Below are 18,582 nucleotides of genomic sequence, written 5' to 3' on the forward strand. Positions count from 1 at the left end.
AGTCGGGAAGTACTTGCTGTCGACACCGGGGCGCCATACGCGTGGCGCCCGTAAGCAGAGCCACCCTCAAAGAGCCCGGTCAGGTCAAACCCTCCTTCGTGGTCATTGGCCCTTGGCCCTGTGATAGGTTCCCCGCGTGTCGCTTCCGAAGCCGAATCAGAACTCCGGGCCGCTCTTCGATCACGTTCGAAAAGGACGAGTCTATCGGTCGCCGCTCGCCGCGACGGGCGCGCTCATCGTCGGCGACTGGTTTCGGGACGACTTGCCGGACCTGATCTGGCCGATACTCGCACTGTCGGAGTTCGGAACTGCAGGTGCCGTGCGGTTCATTCACTGGCAGAAGGCCGTTCAAGATTCCCTTTCTGGCGAGGCCGAGCCTCGCTTCATTGCAGAGTGCCTAGACGGTAGGCTCACTGGCCTGGATCGGCTCAGCGCAGAGGTTCCACAGGCGAGGGCTGTCGTCACGACCCACGCCACTGAAGGCGGACTTCTGCCGGAACCGATCGCAAGAGCTCTTGCGTCTTACCCATCTCGACCAGCCGAGTGGCTGGCGGATCGCGAGATTACACCGCCAGGCCAGGATGAGATCGACTTGCTCACCCGCGCGTTGCTGGGCCTTCTCAAGGATGGGCACCGCGAGGCTGTGATCAAGTGCCTCCACATTTGGAGCAATGTGCAAGCAGGAACGTTCACTTCAAGTGCCGAGACGGTTAACCTGCTGAGGCAGTATCCGAACGATCCGAAGACACGCAATCAGGCCGACTCCGTGGTGCGCGCGATGTGGGGAGCCCGCAAAACATTACTGCTCAATGAGGACGAAGACCACTTCGTGGACGCGGTCAAGTGGGCCAAGATTTTCTGGGGGGCAAACTCGATGACATCACGCTGCATAAGGCGCCGCGCGGCCGAAGCAGACGATCTCGAGCACGACGACCCCAACGCCAAGACCCCAACGGACGCCGAGCGTGACAACGCGCCCGCACCCGCTGTTGCTCCGGAGGAGGGCGCACATCTCCGACGACTGGCGATGGACCTTCTGTCAAGCTATGTGGAGGCACTCGAGACGGCACCCGCCCGGCTCTACGACCGTGAAGTGCAGGAGGTTCACTCAGGGCTAGTCGCTCGAGCTGGTCGCGACGTAATCACAGCGCTAGGTTCTCCAGACCTTTGGTGCATGGAGCACGGCTCCCACATCACACGGATATTGGTGGAGATCCGAATATATCTAGAGTGGATGGCTCGCCAGGACCGGTCGATCTACCACATCTTCCAGGAGTACGGTGCCGGAAAGGCAAAGCTGTATGCCCGAATCATGGACGAGCTTCCCGAGGAGGCGAGAAGGCCCGACTTTGTTGAGGCAGTCAAGGAGCTTGAAAGGTTGAGCCACAACGACCAGGTACTAGACCACCGAATTGTCGATACCCGCGACTCCTTTGCCGAAGGAAAGTCCATCCGAGCGATGGCCGAAGAGTGCGGCCTCATCGATCTTTATCGACAGGCGTACTATATGGCGAGTGGCGTGGCGCATTCCGAGTGGTGGTCCGTTGAGACCCATGCTATGGAGCAGTGCATGAATATACTCCACGGAGGACACCGAATCCCAAGCCTATCCCTAAGTTCGGGCGGAAATGTCAGACTTGCAAGCTCATGGGTGGATCAGCTCTACACCCTTATCAGGATAAGCCTACAGCACTTGAGCACCGATGAGATTGCGATTAAAAGGGCATTCTCGTGGCTCAAAACCGACGGTGACACCGATACTTCGACTCAGTAGGGCCCGATGCGGAAACGTCAGGCGTCGAACTCGCCGTGCTTGACCCCGTCTCGTACGGGCCCGAGCACGAACGGTCAGTCCACGTCATCTGACGGGCTGGAACGCAGCGCGCCTGACCCGCCATCTCCAGCATTACCCGTACCTACAGACACCTTTCCGACTGGCTTCCGTTTCAGGCGACGGATGCCCATGGCGAGGCAACTCCAATCCGGGCGTACCGTAAGGTGCGCTCGTGGAGTTCCTCCAGATCCCCGGGGCAGCCGTGTCCGTATGGGCAACAACGATCGACGTCGATGCGCATCGCCGCCGCCCGCCGTTCAGTCGGACCGACTTGTGGCGTACCTGGCCGGAACTGGCCGGCGCCATGTTCCGTGGAGTTTCGTCCGATCGGCTGCAGACAGTCTTGCAAACCGGCGTCGACGTCGTGCCGACAAACTCCGTGATCTATGCGTCCGACGACTTCGACAAGGCGTGGGAATACGGCGACTTCCCGAAGGTTGTGCTGGCGCTCGACTCGCGAAAGGTCAAGCCCAGTTGGCAGATGATTCCGGCCGATACTCCGCCGGTCGAACTCGCTGAAATTGGCAAGGTCTACCCGACTGCCGTACCATATTCGAATGGCGAATCGTTATGGCTGTCACGGTTACCTGCAGACGACCCTCGCATTGCCACAGACTACGAGGCATCCTACGCCTTCTGGATCCCAGGAAACCCACTTGAGGCCGTACGCGCCGTCTTCGTTTTTATGCCGTCTTAACACGTGCGGTCTGCCTTCGGGCAGACGCTGCCGGCGAGAGGGCACGACAAGGCGTCATAGGGATCTGTCGCCGTCTTGATCAGTTGCTCGTGCTCGGCGCTGAACGACGTGCTCAGCCAGCGGGCCAGGCAGAGCACCGTGACCGCTCGCGCGCCTGCTGCCTTCAGCGCCAACGCGGCGGACCCCCATGCGCAGCGGTGCATGGGCGAGCGTGACCATGCGGTGCCTTGCCTGTGGTCTGCCGATGGGCGACGCCGACGGTTCCGGTTTCTCGGTGGCGGCTGGCCTGCAGAGCAGGGTGACGCAACAGCCGGATTGTGTCAGAGGTCGCACGTACTCTGACGGGCCAGCGAAGCCATGCAAGACCGTAGGAGGCCTCGGTTGGCAGATCCGGATGCTGAACGGCTGCTACATGAGTTCCGCGGCAGCGCTGGCGCCGATGTGACGATGTCGTTGCTGCGGTCGCCGGACGCGTTGCCGCATCTGGCGCTGATGGCCGCGCATCTGGGCGACGGCCGGGTCGTCGATGGAGAGACCCTCACAGCCCGGATCGACGAGGACCTCCCCCGGCTGCGCCGTAGTTTCACCTCGGGCGAGGACGAGGCGCTGCTGGCCGTTCACGACGGCGACACGCTGGTGACGCGGTGGACGAAACGGGGCTGGGTGTATCGCACGGTCGATCCGGACAGCCGGATCGAGCGGTATCAGTTGACCTCGGGTGCGGAGCAGGCGATCCGGCAGGTTCGGCATCTGCGGCGGCGGTCGAGCACGGCGACGGAGTCGGCGCTGGCGATGGTGATGGCCGAGATCCGCCAGATCGCGATGGAGGCCAACCCCGATATCGAGACCCGCCGGGCGGCGCTGACCGAGCAGATCGCCGCGCTGGAGGCGCTGCGGGACGCCCTCGACGGTGAGGAACCGCCGCAGGTCGATCAAGGGGTGCTGGTCGACAAGGTGTCGGCGTTGGTGCAGTTGATCGACCGGATGCCTGGGGATATCGCCCGGTACGGCGAGCGGATGCAAGCCAACACCGTGGAGCTGGTCCGGCGGAGTTTCGCCGATGACCCGGCCGAGTTCGCCGACTCGTTGCAGCGGATGTTCGACGGTCACGACGTGATCAGTGAGTCCCCGGAGGGGTTGGCGTTCCGCGCGTTCGCGACGTTTGTCTCGACGCCGTCGCAGTGCAATCAGCTGGAGTCCGACGTCGCCGAGATCGTGGAGTTGGTGGATCGCCTCCCGAGGGAGCTGGCCGAGACGCTCACCGGGTTCGTCGGGGCCATGTGGAACCGTGTCCAGGAGGTCGAGGGGATTCGCCGGGTTGCGTTCCGCCGCATTCACACTTTCGTCCGAGGTGGGGACGTGCGGCATTACCGCAGCATGCGCAGCCGGATCAACGAAGCGCAGGCCGCAGCGGTGGAGGCGTTTCGTCACACCCATGGCGGGCGTGACATCGGGTTCACCGTGCCGATGAGCGGGGTGGACACCAACTCGGTCGGGCGGCTGCGGCTGGACGAGGGACGGGCGGGCACGCCCGACCCGCTGGTCACCACACCAGATCCGCCGCTGGACCTGGCCGCGTTGGTGGGGCGGGAGTCAATCGACTGGGCTGTGTTGCGGGCTGCGATCAATACAGCGATGGAACGCCATGGCGGTCACGCCGATCTGCACAACGTTCTGGGCGAACTTGACCGTCCGCGCGTCGGCGACGTGGTTGGGGTGTGGTCGTTGGCATCCCAGCACGGGCAGCTTGACACGACCGCGCAGACCACGGTGGTGGCTCACACCGCTCGCGGCGTCCGGGAGATCACGCTGCCGTATCTGCTGTTCGGCGAGCCGATCGCCAACCCGCTCGCGCTGGTCCGCACCGACCCCGACGACTCGCGGGCGCTGGGGTCGCAAAACACTCTCATGGAGGTTTCTGATGGGTGACGGCTCGACGTTTGCCGAGGTCTTCGACGACGCGTTGTTTCCCAACGCCGACCCTCCCGCGGTCACCCTCGACCCCGCCAACGTGTTCGACCAGGACGACGCCACAGCCGTCGGCACCCGCGTCGGCGCGGACAGCCGAGAACCGCGATTCGACGGTGACACGAGCAGGCTTCCCGCGGAGGTGTGCTGGACGCTGCAGGCGTTGCTGGCCGCCCCGCACATCAGCGAGAGGGACCGCACGTACTGGCCGGTGCTTCTACAGCACGGCGATGTTCTGCGTAGTCGGTTGTCCGAGCTGGGGCTGATCCTGGAGGTCAACCACGAGCATCGGTACGCGTTCACCCGCCAGGCCGAGGATCCCAGCCCACATGCCCGGATCATCCTACGGGCCAAGAAGCTCAGCCTCGCGGCGAGCGCGTTGGCGCTGTTTCTGTACCAGCAGTACCTGACCACGCCGGAGGAGCCGGTCGTCGCGACCGGGGACATGGGCGATCACATGATGGCCTACAAGCGCGCCGAGGACACCGACGAGAAGGCGTTCCGGGACAAGATCGCTGCCGCGATTGCCGCGCTGGAGAAGGCGGCGATCGTGAAGCCCATCCCGGGTACCGACCGTTACCTCATCTACGGCGTGATCACCTCGATCCTCACCGCGGACCGGGTAGAAGCGCTGCAACGGCAGTACCGGGCGATCGCCCGCGGGGGCAACACGCTGGCGGCGGTGTCCGAGGACGACCGCGACCCGGCCGACGGGGAGGACACGGACGAGAATGCCTGAGATTCACCCGGTGCCCGATACGGCCGCCGACCCACCTCAGCCGGTCGGGCGGTCGGTTCATCGAGGCCAGTTCCGGATCACCCGCCTGCAGATCATCAACTGGGGCACCTTCACCGGCTACCGCGATCTGAAGCTCGACGAGCGGGGGGTGTTGTTCACCGGCCCGTCGGGGTCGGGGAAATCCTCCCTGCTCGACGCACACTCGATCGTGCTGCTGTCGGCGTACGACCAGCGGTTCAACGCCTCGGCCGATCTCACAGCCCGAGGATCAAAACAAGCCTCCCGGACTGTCGCGGACTACGTGCGCGGAGCGTGGTCGGAAACCAACGACGAGCGCGAACAGTCACGGGTGCGGCATCTGCGGGCAGGGAAACCGACGTGGTCGGCGGTCGCGGCGACCTACAGCGACGGGCTCGGCTCCACGACCACCGCGGTCGTGGTCAAGTGGTTCCCCGGCACCGAAACCGACAGCGCGTCGCTGAAGACGATGCACCAGCTGCACCGCGGCGAGTTCGACCTCTCTGTCATGGAGGAATGGGCGGCCCGCGGGTTCGACCTGTCGTGGTTCAAAAAGACCTACCCGAACACCCACTACGACGGCCAAGGCGCCTACCTGCGGGAGCTGAGCAAACGGGTGGGGATTGGTACGGCGAAGTCGGCGTTGCCGCTGTTGGGCAAGGCCAAGGCGATGAAGAACGTCGGCGATTTGAACCTGTTCATCCGCGACAACATGCTCGATCGCCCGGCCACGTTCGAGGACGCCCAGAAGATGCTGGACGCGTTCACCCCGCTCAACGACGCCTATAAGGCCGCCCAGCGCGCCCACACCCAGGCCAAGGCGCTGCGGGAGGTCCCTGGGAACTGGCACACTTTCTGCTCGTCGACCGAGGCACACTCCCGGGCCCAGGACATGCTGGGCGCGTCGATGGAGCGTTACCTGCGCGGTGTCGAGCTGCGCGCGATCGAGACCGAGCTCGACGACATCGACCGCGAGATCGCCCGGCTCGACGCCGAGTCCGGCCGCCTTGACGAAGAGTGCTCGGACGCTCGGGCGACGTTTCTGTCGCTCCGGGACCAGTTCAACCGGGAAGGTGCAGCGCTGAGCGCCCTGGAGGGTGATCTGGGGGTCCAGCAGGCCGAAGCCCGAGCTCGCCTTCAGGCCCATGGTATGTACGGCGAACTGGTCCGCGCTATCGGACAACCGGTGCCGCAGAACAAGGAGTCGTTCACCGGGCTCGCCGAGCAGGCCGCCGACATCGCCGGGCAGGCACAGGCGGTGCTGGACAAGGCAATGCCGCGCCGCCACGACGTATTCTCCGCGTCGAGCGCGGCGCACCGCGTCTTTCGGGAGAAGTCCCACGAACTGGAGGCGTTGCGTACCGCTCGGAACCTGATTCCCCAGCATCGGGTAGAGCGGCGCGATCTGATCGCGGCGGGCGCGAACGTCCCCGCCGAGGACATCGTGTACGCGGCAGAGTTGATCGACGTCGCCAAGAATGAGCAGCGGTGGCGCCCGGCGGCGGAGAAGGTGCTGCGCAACTTCGGGTTGCGGCTGCTGGTCCCCGAGCACCACCAGGACGCGGTCAAGCGGTTCATCGACGAGAACGACATGAAAAGCGTCGTCGAGTACAGCGTCGTGCCAGCCGCGGCGGCGGTCCCGGCCCCTCCCGCGCCCGGGACGCTGGCCGCGAAGCTGATCGTCAACACCGACCACCCCGCCGGGCCATGGCTGGCGACCCAGCTCGCGGCACGCTTCAACCACCACTGCGTCGAGTCCGCGGCGGACCTGGCCGACCATCCGTTGGCGGTGACCGTCCGCGGCACCGTCAAGATGCCCGGACGTCACTACCGCAAGGACGACCGACCGGAAGTGTCGCTGCCCTCGGCTTACATCCTCGGCGGGAACATCGCGGTCAAATGCGACGCGCTGACGGTAGAGGTCGCCGAACTCGAACGCGCCGCCCACGAGGCCGACGCCGCGGCGAAGCGGCTCGAGTCCGCGATCACCGACGCGACCGGCCGCCGCGACGCCGCGCAGAAGCTCGCGGGCTACACCCGCTGGCGTGACCTCGATCACTGGTCCACTGCATCGGCGGCAGAGGACATCATCCGCCGGATCGCCGACCTCAAGGCCAACGACGTGAACCTGGCCGACCTCGAAACCCGCCGCGACGCCGCCGAAGCCTACTGGACGGAACTGGTCGGGAAGAAGGCCGACCTGGACCGCGACCTGACGCGCCGCAACAACCGGCAGACGAAGCTGATCGAGGACTTCGACCAGGAGGAACCCAAGCCGCACACCATCGACGACGCCGACGACCGCGCCTACCTCGACGAGGTCCTGGCAGCGGTCACGGGTCCCGACACAGCACCGGTGACGGTCGACACGATGCTCCATCTCCGCCACAACTTCCGTAAGGAGCTCCAGCACTGCCGCGACAGCGCCGAGGGCACTCGCCACCACGCTCGGTCGAACCTGCAGACCGCGATCGCGGGATTCATCGAGCAATGGCCCGATGCCGCGCCGGACACCAGCGGTGACGTCGAGCGCAGCGGTGGGGACTTCGCGCGGCTGTATGCCGAGATCGTCGAGCGGAACCTGCCGGCGGCGATGGACAAGCTCGAACGGATGATCAGCGGAGACATGGTCCCGTCGATCAGCTTTCTGCACCGGTCGATCGTGAACGCCGCCGAGGAGATCCGGGCGCGCATCAAAATGGTGAACGCCGGGTTGCGGCGGGTGGAGTTCGACGAGGGAGCCCACCTGCAGATCGTCATCACCGCCCACGAATCGGTCGAGGTGAAGGAGTTCCGCGCCGCGGTCGACGCGGTGCTGCGCCACGCTCCAGGAACCGGGACGAAGGAGAGCCGGGACCCCGCTGTTCTGCTGGCGCAGTTCCGGCGGGTTCAGGAGTTGATGAGGCGCTTCACCGACACCGCCGCCGACGCCGTCCGGTGGCGCACCCAGGTCCTCGACGTCCGCAACACCTACACCTTCTATGGCCGTGAGGAGAACACCGACGGGGAGACCACGAAGACCTACCGCAACACCGCGGTGAACTCCGGCGGGGAGCAGGAGAAGCTGGTGGCGTTCTGCCTGGCGGCGGCGCTGAGCTACAACCTCGCCGCCCCCGACTCCGACGGCCGCCCCACGTTCGCGCCGCTGATGCTGGACGAGGCGTTCAGCAAATCCGACGAGAAGTACGCACAACAGGCGCTCGCCGCGTTCGAGGAGTTCGGGTTCCAGCTGATCATGGCGGCGCCGATCCGCATGTCCGGGATCGTCGAGCCGTACATCGGGCAGGCCGTCCTGGTGGACAAGCACGTCAACGCGACCGAGGCCCGCTCCACCGTGCACACCGCCACGTTCGGCGAACTGACCGCACGCCGGCGCGGCGACTACGACACCGAGAACACGCCCGCGAGCGCATGACCGGCGAGACGGAAGGGCTTCAAGGATGCGCACCCCTGACGAAATCGCCGAGTACCTTCGTCGGCGGTTCGAGGAGGACTACCCGGACTGGGCACGCGGCCGCGGCAGCTGGCCCCTGCGTATCAATCTGTGCCCGCCGACGACCCAGGAACGGTCTGAGGACCCGGTTGCCTGTCACGTGTGGACGAATCGTTGGCGTACCGCCAACAGTCCAGGAACGCTGGAGTCCGCCAACGTCCGGTTCCCCACTGGTGTGCACCGCCTGCCACGGCGGCTGATCCTTGTCACCCCAGGTCAGGTCGCCGCCGCCGACCCGGAAACGCAGGCGACATGGCAGCGGTGCGGCGCGCGGTTGACCGAACTGCAGCGCACCTTCCCCCGGGCACGGTTTGACCGCATCATCCGCAAGGTCACCGACCTGCTCGAGCAGGACTACCGGCGCCTGGTCTCCACCACGCAGTGGGTCATCGACAACCCGACATCAGGGATGCTGCTGCGTCAACTGCCCATCGAGGGCATCGGAACGAAATGGCTGGGCAGACACGCCGCTCTGCTGCTGGCGCTGCTGGGGGACACCACCACCGTCGTCGACGACGACACGGGCGCGGACAGGACGGGGTCCCAGCGGATCCAACTGCATCGACGTCTCGGGCTTCGGGTCCCGCCCGACCTCATTCAGGTCGCAGTTCTCGACCCCGTGCTGCGCGCCCAGGTCGCGGGCATGCGTCACTTCGCCGCGGGCGTCGATGATCTCAATGCCTGGCCCCGGACACCGGACATCGTCGTCATCCTGGAGAACAAGGAAACCGGGTACGCCATCACCGACGACCACACCGGCACGGTCGTCCTGCACGGGTTGGGGTTCAGCGTCGCCCACTACGCCCGGATCGACTGGGTGCGCGCCGCGTCAAAGGTGATCTACTGGGGTGACATCGACCTCCCCGGTCTCTCGTTCGTCAACGATCTTCGCGGTCTCGGCGTCAACGCCACCACGATCCTCATGGACATCGATACTCTCGACCGGTTCCGGCATCTCGCGGAGAAAGGTGCCGTGTCCGTACGCCAGGACCTCCCGCACCTGACTCCGGGCGAACGTGAGCTCTATGAGCGTCTTCTCATGCACGCCGCCCGCCACGACACCGGCCTGTTGCTCGAGCAGGAGCGGATCTCCTGGGAGCACGCTCACGCGGTGCTGACCGCCGCGTGGGGACCGTGAACCTCTCAACGGCAACCTCACCCGCGGCGCCCGTGTCCGGGGTTCGAGAGCTCCGCCCCGTCCATAACGTAGGCCACCTACACGGATGCGAAGCACTCTGGCTACCTCGCCGCCGCCCGGCGCCGTGCCGAGCAGACCCGCCACCTGCGCAGCGGACCAGCGCCACAGAGTGAGCGAGATCGCCTGGGACGATAGATGTATTTTGGATCCGCTTTGGGGGCGGCCGCACTGCGACGGCAGTTCTCCTACTCGGACCAGAGCTGGTCGCAGCGGTCCGCACAGCGACTGCAGAGAGGTGACGGCCGATGTCGGTGTGCCCGGGAGCCGGAAAAGACGGCGACTTGATCTTCAAGGATGGATGGGAGGATTGGTGGGTAGAGTGCCCGGTGTGCGGCACAACTTGGATGGGAGGTTCAGGTAAGGACCTGCCTGAACACACCGACATCCGCCCACCGAATCCCGATCGCATAGTCGATACTCCCAAGGAGACTTGATCGCCAACCGGCCGGCCGACGGCGCGGAGATCTACCCGCACCGCTTCCGCGGCTACGCCGCCCTATACCAGGTTCGAGCGCATGCCGCTGTAGCCCGCGGGGCCACAGCATGATCAGCGTGCACTCACCGCTCCTTCGACAACCGATGCGCCCATCGCACGTGGCCCAGCGCCGACCAGTAAGCGGCGCACCTGGACCATCCGGTCACAGTGACGGCCGCTGCGCATATCGATCCGGATCGCCATGGCCCATCGTTCGCAGGAATGATGTGATCCATGCCCCAACTCGCCTTCGCCCACAGCTTCTGGGAGAACTACGACCTGCTGGAGAAGCCGGTCAAGGCCGGCGTGCGGAAGGCGATGGCGAAGTTTCAGCAGCTCTCGATCGCCGAGCTGTACGCGGACAAGGGCCTGCACCTGGAGTCGGTGGACAAGGCGCGTGACGCACGGATGCGGACCATCCGCATCACCGACTTCTGGCGCGGGGTCGTCCTCGCCCCCGACGACGGAAGCGACGTCTTCCTGCTTATCCGGGTCGTGCCCCACGACGACGCCTACGACTTCGCAGCCAAGCGGCTCTACACCGTCAACACGGCCACTCGCGGGCTGGAGGTGCGCAACGTCGTCGCGATCGAACAGCTCACGCCCCCGCTGGAGGAGGCCGCGGCGCACGCGTCGTCGCTGCTGTTCGCCTCCTTCTCCGACACCGTGCTGCGCGACCTCGGCGTCGACGACCAGGTGTTGCGCGCCGCCCGGGCGATCAGTGACAAGGCCCAGCTGGAGGCATTCGCGAGCCTACTGCCGGAGGACCAGTTCGAGGTGCTGCAGTACCTCGCCGAGGGCTTCTCGCCCGAGGAGGTCTACCGCGACGTCGTGACCGAGCGCCGGCCCGCAGCCGCCGACTCCGCTGGCAGCGACAGCCTCGAGATGGCCATCCTCAACACGACGACCCGGATCACGCTCGTCACGAGCCCCGACGAGCTCGCCGACATCCTCGACAAGCCGTTCGCAGCGTGGCGGGTGTTCCTGCACCCGTCGCAGCGCCGCGTCGCCTACCGGGTCTCATACCACGGGCCGGCCCAGGTGAGCGGTGGTCCGGGCACCGGCAAGACCGTCGTTGCCCTGCACCGGGTCAAGCACCTGCTGTCCCGCTCCCGCGACAGCCGGGTGCTGCTCACCACGTTCACGACCGCGCTCGCCGGGATGCTGCGTGAGAACCTGGCGCTGCTGCTCGACGACGAGGACCAGCTGGCCCGCGTGCAGGTCACCACCATCGACGCGTTCGCGAACCGGGTCGTGCGCGAAGCGATCGGCCGCCCACTGTCCCCGATCACCGACACCGACGAGCTGCAGCTATGGCGGCGGGTCTGCCGCCGGCACAACCTGCCCTGGCCCGAGCAGTTCATGATGCAGGAGTACCGGCACGTCATCCTCGCCCAGCAGCTAACCAACAAGGAGAACTACCTGGGAGTCGAGCGGCGCGGCCGAGGGTCGGCGTTGCGCGGGCGGCAGCGCGAACAGCTCTGGCTGGCCGTCGAGGACTTCTCGGCCGAGCTGCGCGCCGCGGGACGGACGACGCACCTGCAGGTCTGCGCGCGAGCGGCGGAACTGCTCGGCGCGGGGGCCGCTGAGCACCGCGTCAACCACGTCGTCGTCGACGAAGCCCAGGACCTGCATCCGGCCCAGTGGCGGGTGGTGCGCACCGCCGTCGTAGAGGGCTCGGACGACCTGTTCATCACCGGCGACCCCCACCAGCGGATCTACGACTCCCGGGTGTCGCTGCGCTCACTCGGTATCTCCGTCACGGGCCGCAGCAGCCGGTTGCGCATCAACTACCGCAGTACCGCCGAGATCCTCGGGTGGTCGACCGGGGTTCTCGACGGGTCGCTCGTCGAGGAGCTGGGCGGCAACGGACCCGACACCCTGAGCGGCTACCGCTCGCTGCTGCACGGGACGCGGCCGCACGCCTCGGGCCACGCAAACGAACACGCAGAGATCACGGCAATCGTCGAACGCGTGCAGGGCTGGGTCGGCCAAGGCATCCTCCCCAGCGAGATCGCCGTGTGCAGCCGGTTCAACATCCTGCTCGACAAGGTGCACGACCGGCTCGCGGCCGGGGGCATCCCGGCGGTGCGCGTGAAGGACCGTCCCGGCCCGAACGTCGACGGGGTGCGTCTGGCGAGCATGCACCTCATGAAGGGCCTGGAGTTCCGTTGTGTCGCGGTCACCGGCGTCACCGCACGCGCCGTGCCGTTCGCGAAGGAGATCACGCCCGCGGAAGTCGACCGCCAACAGCACGAGAGCGACATGCTCAAGGAGCGCTGCCTGCTGTTCGTCGCGTGCACACGAGCTCGTGAGGCCCTCGCCGTCTCCTGGAGTGGAACGCCCAGTCCGTTCCTCCCTGCCCCTACTCGAAATGCTCCCGGTCGGGTCGAAGGGCGCCTTGGGTGAGGCCGTCCCGCGCCAGCGACACCGCACGCTCACCCAGCTTTGCCAGGTCCACCAGATGCCGCTCCAAATCGTCCAGTGCGCGGAACGCGGCACCGTACCGTCGCTGGTCGTTGATGCCCATCTGAGGAATACGCGAGCCTCGGACATCCGTGCGGAAGCTACCGCTGGCGCTGGTAGCACGCCTGACGTTCGCCGAGCTACGCAGGAATCCCCGCAGATAGTCGGTGTCGAGCTGGTCGCTCGTGGAGGCCACGGACTCGTCGGTGATCTCGACGAGTCCGGCTCGGGCCAGCTCGCCGACTCGGACCGTGGCACCGTCGAGCGCCCCCGGACCTGCGGTGAGGTGCGGTAGCAGGCACCGCACCTCCTTGAGCCTGCTCAGCGTGGCCTCGCAGACCGCCGTGTATTCGGCCAGATGATCAGTGGAGGACGCACTCACGTGGCGTGCTGGAGTCAGGTCGACCTCGTCGTCGAGCAGGTCGATCAGCGGCACGTCCACCACTTGATTCGGGACCGGTTCGAACGGCCCCTCCACGTCGTTGCCCGTCAGATCCACCATCCGGACCGCACCGCCGATGGGCTCCAGGGCCGCCGGGCGGGCCAGAAGCCACAGATGCACGGCCTGCGGGTGAGACGCAGCCATACCGGCAGGCAGCGCGACGACCTGCGTGAGAACACCCCGCCGTACCAGCTCGGCCCGGATCCTGCGGCCCGCTTTCCGGTAGGCGACGGATGCCGGCATCACCACGATCGCCCGACCACCCGGCGCCACGTGGCTATAGCAGTGCTGCAGCCACGCCAGCTCGCCTTCCGCGCGGGTCGGGACGCCAAACTCCCAACGGGCGTCGAGGAGGAGGTCGTCGCGACCCCAGTCGGTCACATTGACGGGGGGGTTGCACACCACGAGCGCCGCACGAAGCTCCGGCCATTGATCGTTCCGCAGCGAGTCGCCCACCTTGGTCGTGACGTCATGCAGATCCGCCAGCTTCGCGCGGGCCGACGCAAGCCGCGCCGCGGACGAACTGATCTCTTGCCCTGCCAGCGTGACCTCGGGATCGTCCCGGAACGCGAGGAGCAGGGACCCGATCCCGCATGCGGGGTCGAACACGGTTCCTGCTACTGAACCAGCGAAATTGCGCACTGCTCGAACGAGTTGATATGTCGATATCTGCTCCGAGCCCGCCCGGCCCGGTGAGCCGAGGAGGCGTTCGGCGAGCCCCTCGACCACCCCGGCCGGGGTGCTCTGCTTGGCCAGATCCAGGAATTGCGACCGGAGACCGGGATCAAGCTCATCGGAAGAGCCCGTGATGAGCAGGTCGGAGACATCAGCAAGACCGCGGATGACGTCATCGCCATACTCAGCGCGTAACGCCTGCCAGACCATCACCTCCGACGAGAGCTCATTCCTCTTGTCATGTCGGGTGAGCCAAGCATCGACCTCGGAAAGGGCGAACAACGGGTTTCGGTCCGTGCCGCCGGCAGGCGCGGGAAAGTCCGGGTACCGCCGGCGCCAGTTGGAGACAGCGGCTCGGGTCACCTCGGCAAGTCTGGCGATCTCCACAGCCGTCATGAGGGTGTCGGCCGTGGCGCGGCTATCGGCACTCATCGGCCCAACGTACACGTCATGTGGTCAGCCCGCATGGAGAAACGCGTTGACCTCGTCAACAAGACGGGTGACCTCGCACCGGGCGCCCCCGTCGACACCCCTGCATCGACTCGTCCGCCGAGGCCCCAGTCGCCGCCGGAGCACGGACACACCAGACGCGGCGCAACGGCGAGCCGCACCCCGCACGCCAGATCCAGCGGGCCGCGGCAGCCACACGCGCCAACTCGACCACCGGGACCCGTCAGCGCCACCTCTCCAGGTGCGGATATTCCAGCTACTGCAACGCCAACCTCCGGCGCCCGCAGCAGCACCCGCTGACCCTGCTGCCGTGGTGGTCGCGCCAGCAACCCTGCCCGTTGACGTAGTCATCAAGATTTGCTCTGTTGACAGAGCTAACAGATACTGGTCCTATTGACGGGTCGGATCGGCGAGAGGGGCATGACATGGATGACACCAGCACCGGGTTGCACGAGGTGCTGTTCGAACAGGTCGTGGCCGATCCGACACTCAATGGACGTGCTGCTGACCTCGTCGTCGCAGCCGTCGAGAGCGACGAGGCAGTGCACGCCGTGCTGGGCGGCGCACCCCTCCTGACCGCCTGCGGCGGCACCCGCCCGACTCGACCGGACGGGCCGCAGGGGATCTACCTGCGCTCGATCCGGGCTCAGGGATTCCGGGGAGTTGGGCCCGCCGCCACACTCGATCTCCAGCCCGGCCCCGGCCTCACGGTGGTCACGGGCCGTAACGGTTCGGGCAAGTCCAGCTTCGCCGAGGCTGCCGAGCTCGTGCTCACCGGCGACAACTCACGGTGGAGCCGAAAGCAGACCAACAAAGCGGTCTGGGTCCAGGGCTGGCGGAACCTCCACGCGGAGGGTCCGACCGAGATCGAGGTCGAGCTCGTCGCCGCAGACCAGACCGGCCCGACGAAGGTCCGGATGAGCTGGGACGACGGACAAGACCTCCGCGAGGACACGTGGACCATCCAGCGGTATCCGGAAAAGCGCGAGCCCATGGCCCGCGGATGGCTCCCAGGAATCACGCTCTACCGCCCGTTCATGTCCTACGGAGAGCTCGGTGCGCTGGTCGACAAGCGCCCGACCGAGCTGCACGAAATGCTTCACAGCCTGCTCGGCCTCGGTCTGCTCGATGACGCGCGGGATCGCTTGAAGGCGGCGCGGACTCCGCTCGACGCCCGCGCCAAGGCTCTGAAGGAGTCGAAGCAGGCCCTCCTCACAGAGCTCGCCTCCGTCAACGACGAGCGAGCCCGCCGCGCCGAGGAGCTGCTCGAGGCGACGAAGCCGGATCTCGACGCCCTCAGCGATCTGATCCTCGGCAACGACGCCGATGAGGAAGCGATCGGCGTCCTGCGCGCCCTCGCAGCGATCACGGTTCCGAGCGCGGACGAGGCAACGGCCGCCGGCGACCGGATTCGGGACGCTACGCGGCACCTCGCCACCGCGAGCACGACGGACGCGGGATCGGCCAACGCGGTCCTGACCTTGCTCCAGGCCGCGCTCGACCACCACACCGCACACGGTGACGAGCGCTGCCCCGTCTGTCAGACCGGCGCTCTCGACGCAGCCTGGCGCGAGCGGACCACCGCCGAGGTCGAGCGGTTGCGAGGCGAGGCGGCGAATCTACGGGCTGCCTTGGACGAGCAGCACGAGGCCGTCGAGTCGGCGCGCCGGCTCGTCACTGCCGTGCCCGCGGCCCTGCGGAGGGCTCCGGCCGGGGTGGACACCGGCCCAGCGCTGGCCGCATGGTCCGAGTGGGACAACTCCGGCCGCACCGATCCAAAGGACCTGCCGGAGGCCCTGTTCCTCGCACACGCAGACCTCGTCACCGCCCTCGCGACCACGCAGGCCGCCGCGAAGGACGAACTCGCACGACTCGACGAGACCTGGAGGCCCGTGTCGTCCCGCCTGTGGGCCTGGCACGACGACGCTGTGACGGTCGCCGGTGAGGGCACGAAGATCGCCGATCTCCGGAAGGCGGAGACGTGGCTGAAGGCCGCCGCGTCCAACCTGAGCAACGAGCGGATGAAGCCCTTCGCCGCTAAGTCACAGCAGATCTGGCGGCAGCTGCGGCAGGAGAGCAACGTCGATCTCGGCGGGATCACGCTGGCTGGGAGCGGCAACCAACGCAAGGTCCTCCTGGACGTGACCGTCGACGGTACCGACACGGCCGCGCTGAGCGTGATGAGCCAGGGCGAGCTACACGCGATGGGCCTCTCGCTGTTCCTGCCCCGGGCCACCCGGGACGAGAGCCCGTTCCGCTTCCTCTTGATTGACGACCCGGTCCAGGCGATGGACCCGGCGAAGGTGGACGGCCTCGCCCGCGTCCTGTCTGGAATCGCGAAGACGCGGCAGGTCGTCGTGTTCAGCCACGACGACCGGCTGGCCGACGCGGTCCGCCGGCTGCCCGACCCGGCGCGCGTCTACGAGGTGCAACGCCGCGAGCGATCCCAGGTCCAGGTCGTCAGCAACTCCGATCCGATCGAGCGCTACCTGTCGGACGCCGACGCTGTGATCAAGGACGACGACATGCCCGACGTGCTGCGCCGGGAGATCGTCGCCAACTGCTGCCGCGGAGCGCTGGAGGCCGCCGCGCACGCCAAGGTACGGAGGGTCCGGCTCGGTCGCGGCGATGCGCACGCCGATGTCGAACGTGGGTTGGAGAAGGCACGCAAGACACACGACAAGGTGACCTTGGCGGTGTTCGACGACCCGGACCGCGGCGGCGACCTGCTTCCCCGCCTCAACCGCGTCGGGCGCTGGGCCGGCGACACGCTGCAGGCCTGCAAGGAAGGCGCGCATCGGACCTACACCGGGGACCTCGCAGCGCTGGTGAGCAACACGCGAGCTCTAGCGGAGTGGGTGCTGCGGTGAACGTCGCCGCCCAGGTCCGCCTGGACCAGACCGACAACCTGCTCGAGGGCCGCTCGCCCGGCGGAACGTGGCCGCGATGGGGCGTCTGGCTCATCCGGCTGGCCATCGAGCACGAGCTCGACGCCCTCTGGGCACGGCGCTCCCCAACGGGAATGACCCGCAGCAGGCGCTCCCAGTTGCTCGCGCTCGGCGTCGTTGTCGACAGCGACACCCAGCACCGCGTCACCGAGCTCTGGAACACGTTGAGCCGCGCGGCTCACCACCACCACTACGAACTCGCTCCCACTGCCGCGGAGGTACGCGGCTGGCTCCGCGAAGCGCGCCGGCTGTGCACCCACCTCGCGAACCACGTCTGAGCACGCCGCAAGCACGAAGCAAGACACGGCACTCCTGAACGAAAGGCATTGTCATGAACGAGTACGCCTCCCACTACCCCCAGCCCGGCCCCGGCTACCCGCCGCCCGCTCCCGCCCCGCAGAACGGCCTTGGCACGGCCGGTTTCGTGGTCGGTTTACTCGGCCTGCTCTTCTCCTTCATCCCGGTGATCGGCATCATCGCGTGGCCGATGGTCCTTCTCGGGCTGGTGCTCGCCGGTGTCGGTATCTCCCGTGCTCGACAGGGCCGCGCGACCAATAAGGGCCTCGCGATCGCAGGCATCGTCTGCTCCGCGGTCGGTTTGCTGATCTGCATCGTCTACGCCTCGGCATTCGGCGCCGCTGTCTCGGACGGCGCACGCCAGCCCACCGCCGCCTCCGCACCCGCCAATGGGATCGGCCCCGCCCGACCGGTGCCGGCCCAGACCGTCACCGCCGGCATCGGCGACGAGGTGCGGGACGGCTCCTTCGCCTTCGTGGTGACGAAGGTCGAGACCGGAGTCGAGCAGCTCGGCAAGGGAATTCTGGCCTCGGAGCCGCAGGGCGCGTACACGCTCGTACGGGTGACGGTCACCAACATCGGCGACGAGGCGCAGCTGTTCAATGGATCGACTCAGAAGCTGATCGACGCGCAGGGCCGCGAGTTCGACGCCGACAGCGGCGCGGCGGTGATGTCCGTGCCGGACAGCGAGTCGTTCCTGAACAACATCAACCCTGGCAACAGCGTGAACGGCGTGGTCGTGTTCGACCTTCCGAAGGGCGTGGCACCGGCCGCTATCGAGCTGAACGACTCGATGTTCTCCGACAGCGTGCGCGTCTCGCTCACCGGCTGAGCAAGGCGGACCAGCCGGACGTAACGCCAGGCCACCGGAGCCAGATCTAG

11 protein-coding genes are annotated in these 18,582 nt (G+C 66.9%); 10 read left to right on the top strand and 1 reads right to left on the bottom strand.

Annotated elements, in window-relative coordinates; genetic code table 11:
* Positions 1-136: 136 nt before the first annotated feature.
* The 7 genes from ACQPZQ_RS34265 (at position 137) to ACQPZQ_RS34295 (ending at position 12,831) form a co-directional block, all read left to right on the top strand.
* Entirely contained in the window at positions 137-1,774 is a 1,638-nt protein-coding gene (locus ACQPZQ_RS34265; protein ID WP_433287789.1) for a DUF5677 domain-containing protein, read from the top strand.
* 232 nt (positions 1,775-2,006) lie between these two features.
* On the top strand, positions 2,007-2,531 hold the full coding sequence (locus tag ACQPZQ_RS34270; RefSeq protein WP_433287790.1) for a hypothetical protein: 525 nt from the start codon (positions 2,007-2,009) through the stop codon (positions 2,529-2,531).
* A gap of 447 nt (positions 2,532-2,978) precedes the next feature.
* Positions 2,979-4,460, top strand: coding sequence for a DUF3375 family protein (locus tag ACQPZQ_RS34275; protein ID WP_433287792.1), 1,482 nt, complete (start codon positions 2,979-2,981; stop codon positions 4,458-4,460).
* The gene (locus ACQPZQ_RS34280) at positions 4,453-5,238 is read left to right on the top strand and encodes a DUF4194 domain-containing protein (RefSeq protein ID WP_433287793.1); all 786 of its coding nucleotides are present in this window, start codon (positions 4,453-4,455) and stop codon (positions 5,236-5,238) included. The genes ACQPZQ_RS34275 and ACQPZQ_RS34280 overlap by 8 nt, the downstream gene beginning before the upstream one ends.
* The gene (locus tag ACQPZQ_RS34285) at positions 5,231-8,671 is read left to right on the top strand and encodes an ATP-binding protein (protein WP_433287795.1); all 3,441 of its coding nucleotides are present in this window, start codon (positions 5,231-5,233) and stop codon (positions 8,669-8,671) included. Before ACQPZQ_RS34280 ends, ACQPZQ_RS34285 begins: the two co-directional genes overlap by 8 nt.
* A gap of 25 nt (positions 8,672-8,696) precedes the next feature.
* Positions 8,697-9,887, top strand: coding sequence for a DUF3322 domain-containing protein (locus ACQPZQ_RS34290; protein WP_433287797.1), 1,191 nt, complete (start codon positions 8,697-8,699; stop codon positions 9,885-9,887).
* A gap of 769 nt (positions 9,888-10,656) precedes the next feature.
* Positions 10,657-12,831: a UvrD-helicase domain-containing protein gene (locus ACQPZQ_RS34295; RefSeq protein WP_433287799.1), complete on the top strand. Its 2,175-nt coding sequence runs from the start codon at positions 10,657-10,659 to the stop codon at positions 12,829-12,831.
* Here the strand turns inward: ACQPZQ_RS34295 and ACQPZQ_RS34300 are convergent.
* A complete protein-coding gene (locus tag ACQPZQ_RS34300) occupies positions 12,788-14,437 on the bottom strand; it encodes an N-6 DNA methylase (protein ID WP_433287800.1) in 1,650 nt (549 codons plus the stop codon). The genes ACQPZQ_RS34295 and ACQPZQ_RS34300 overlap by 44 nt on opposite strands.
* Positions 14,438-14,880: 443 nt before the next feature.
* On the opposite strand from ACQPZQ_RS34300, the gene ACQPZQ_RS34305 reads away from it, so the two are divergent.
* The 3 genes from ACQPZQ_RS34305 to ACQPZQ_RS34315 are packed head-to-tail and all read left to right on the top strand — an operon-like array spanning position 14,881 to position 18,532.
* The gene (locus tag ACQPZQ_RS34305) at positions 14,881-17,325 is read left to right on the top strand and encodes an AAA family ATPase (protein WP_433287802.1); all 2,445 of its coding nucleotides are present in this window, start codon (positions 14,881-14,883) and stop codon (positions 17,323-17,325) included.
* Positions 17,322-17,681: a hypothetical protein gene (locus ACQPZQ_RS34310; RefSeq protein ID WP_433287804.1), complete on the top strand. Its 360-nt coding sequence runs from the start codon at positions 17,322-17,324 to the stop codon at positions 17,679-17,681. The genes ACQPZQ_RS34305 and ACQPZQ_RS34310 overlap by 4 nt, the downstream gene beginning before the upstream one ends.
* A 53-nt stretch (positions 17,682-17,734) precedes the next feature.
* Complete coding sequence (locus ACQPZQ_RS34315) at positions 17,735-18,532, top strand: DUF4352 domain-containing protein (protein ID WP_433287806.1); 798 nt, start codon at positions 17,735-17,737, stop codon at positions 18,530-18,532.
* Positions 18,533-18,582 lie beyond the last annotated feature (50 nt).

This window comes from Pseudonocardia sp. CA-142604, from assembly GCF_050948475.1.
GTDB classification, from domain to species: Bacteria; Actinomycetota; Actinomycetes; order Mycobacteriales; family Pseudonocardiaceae; genus Pseudonocardia; species Pseudonocardia alaniniphila.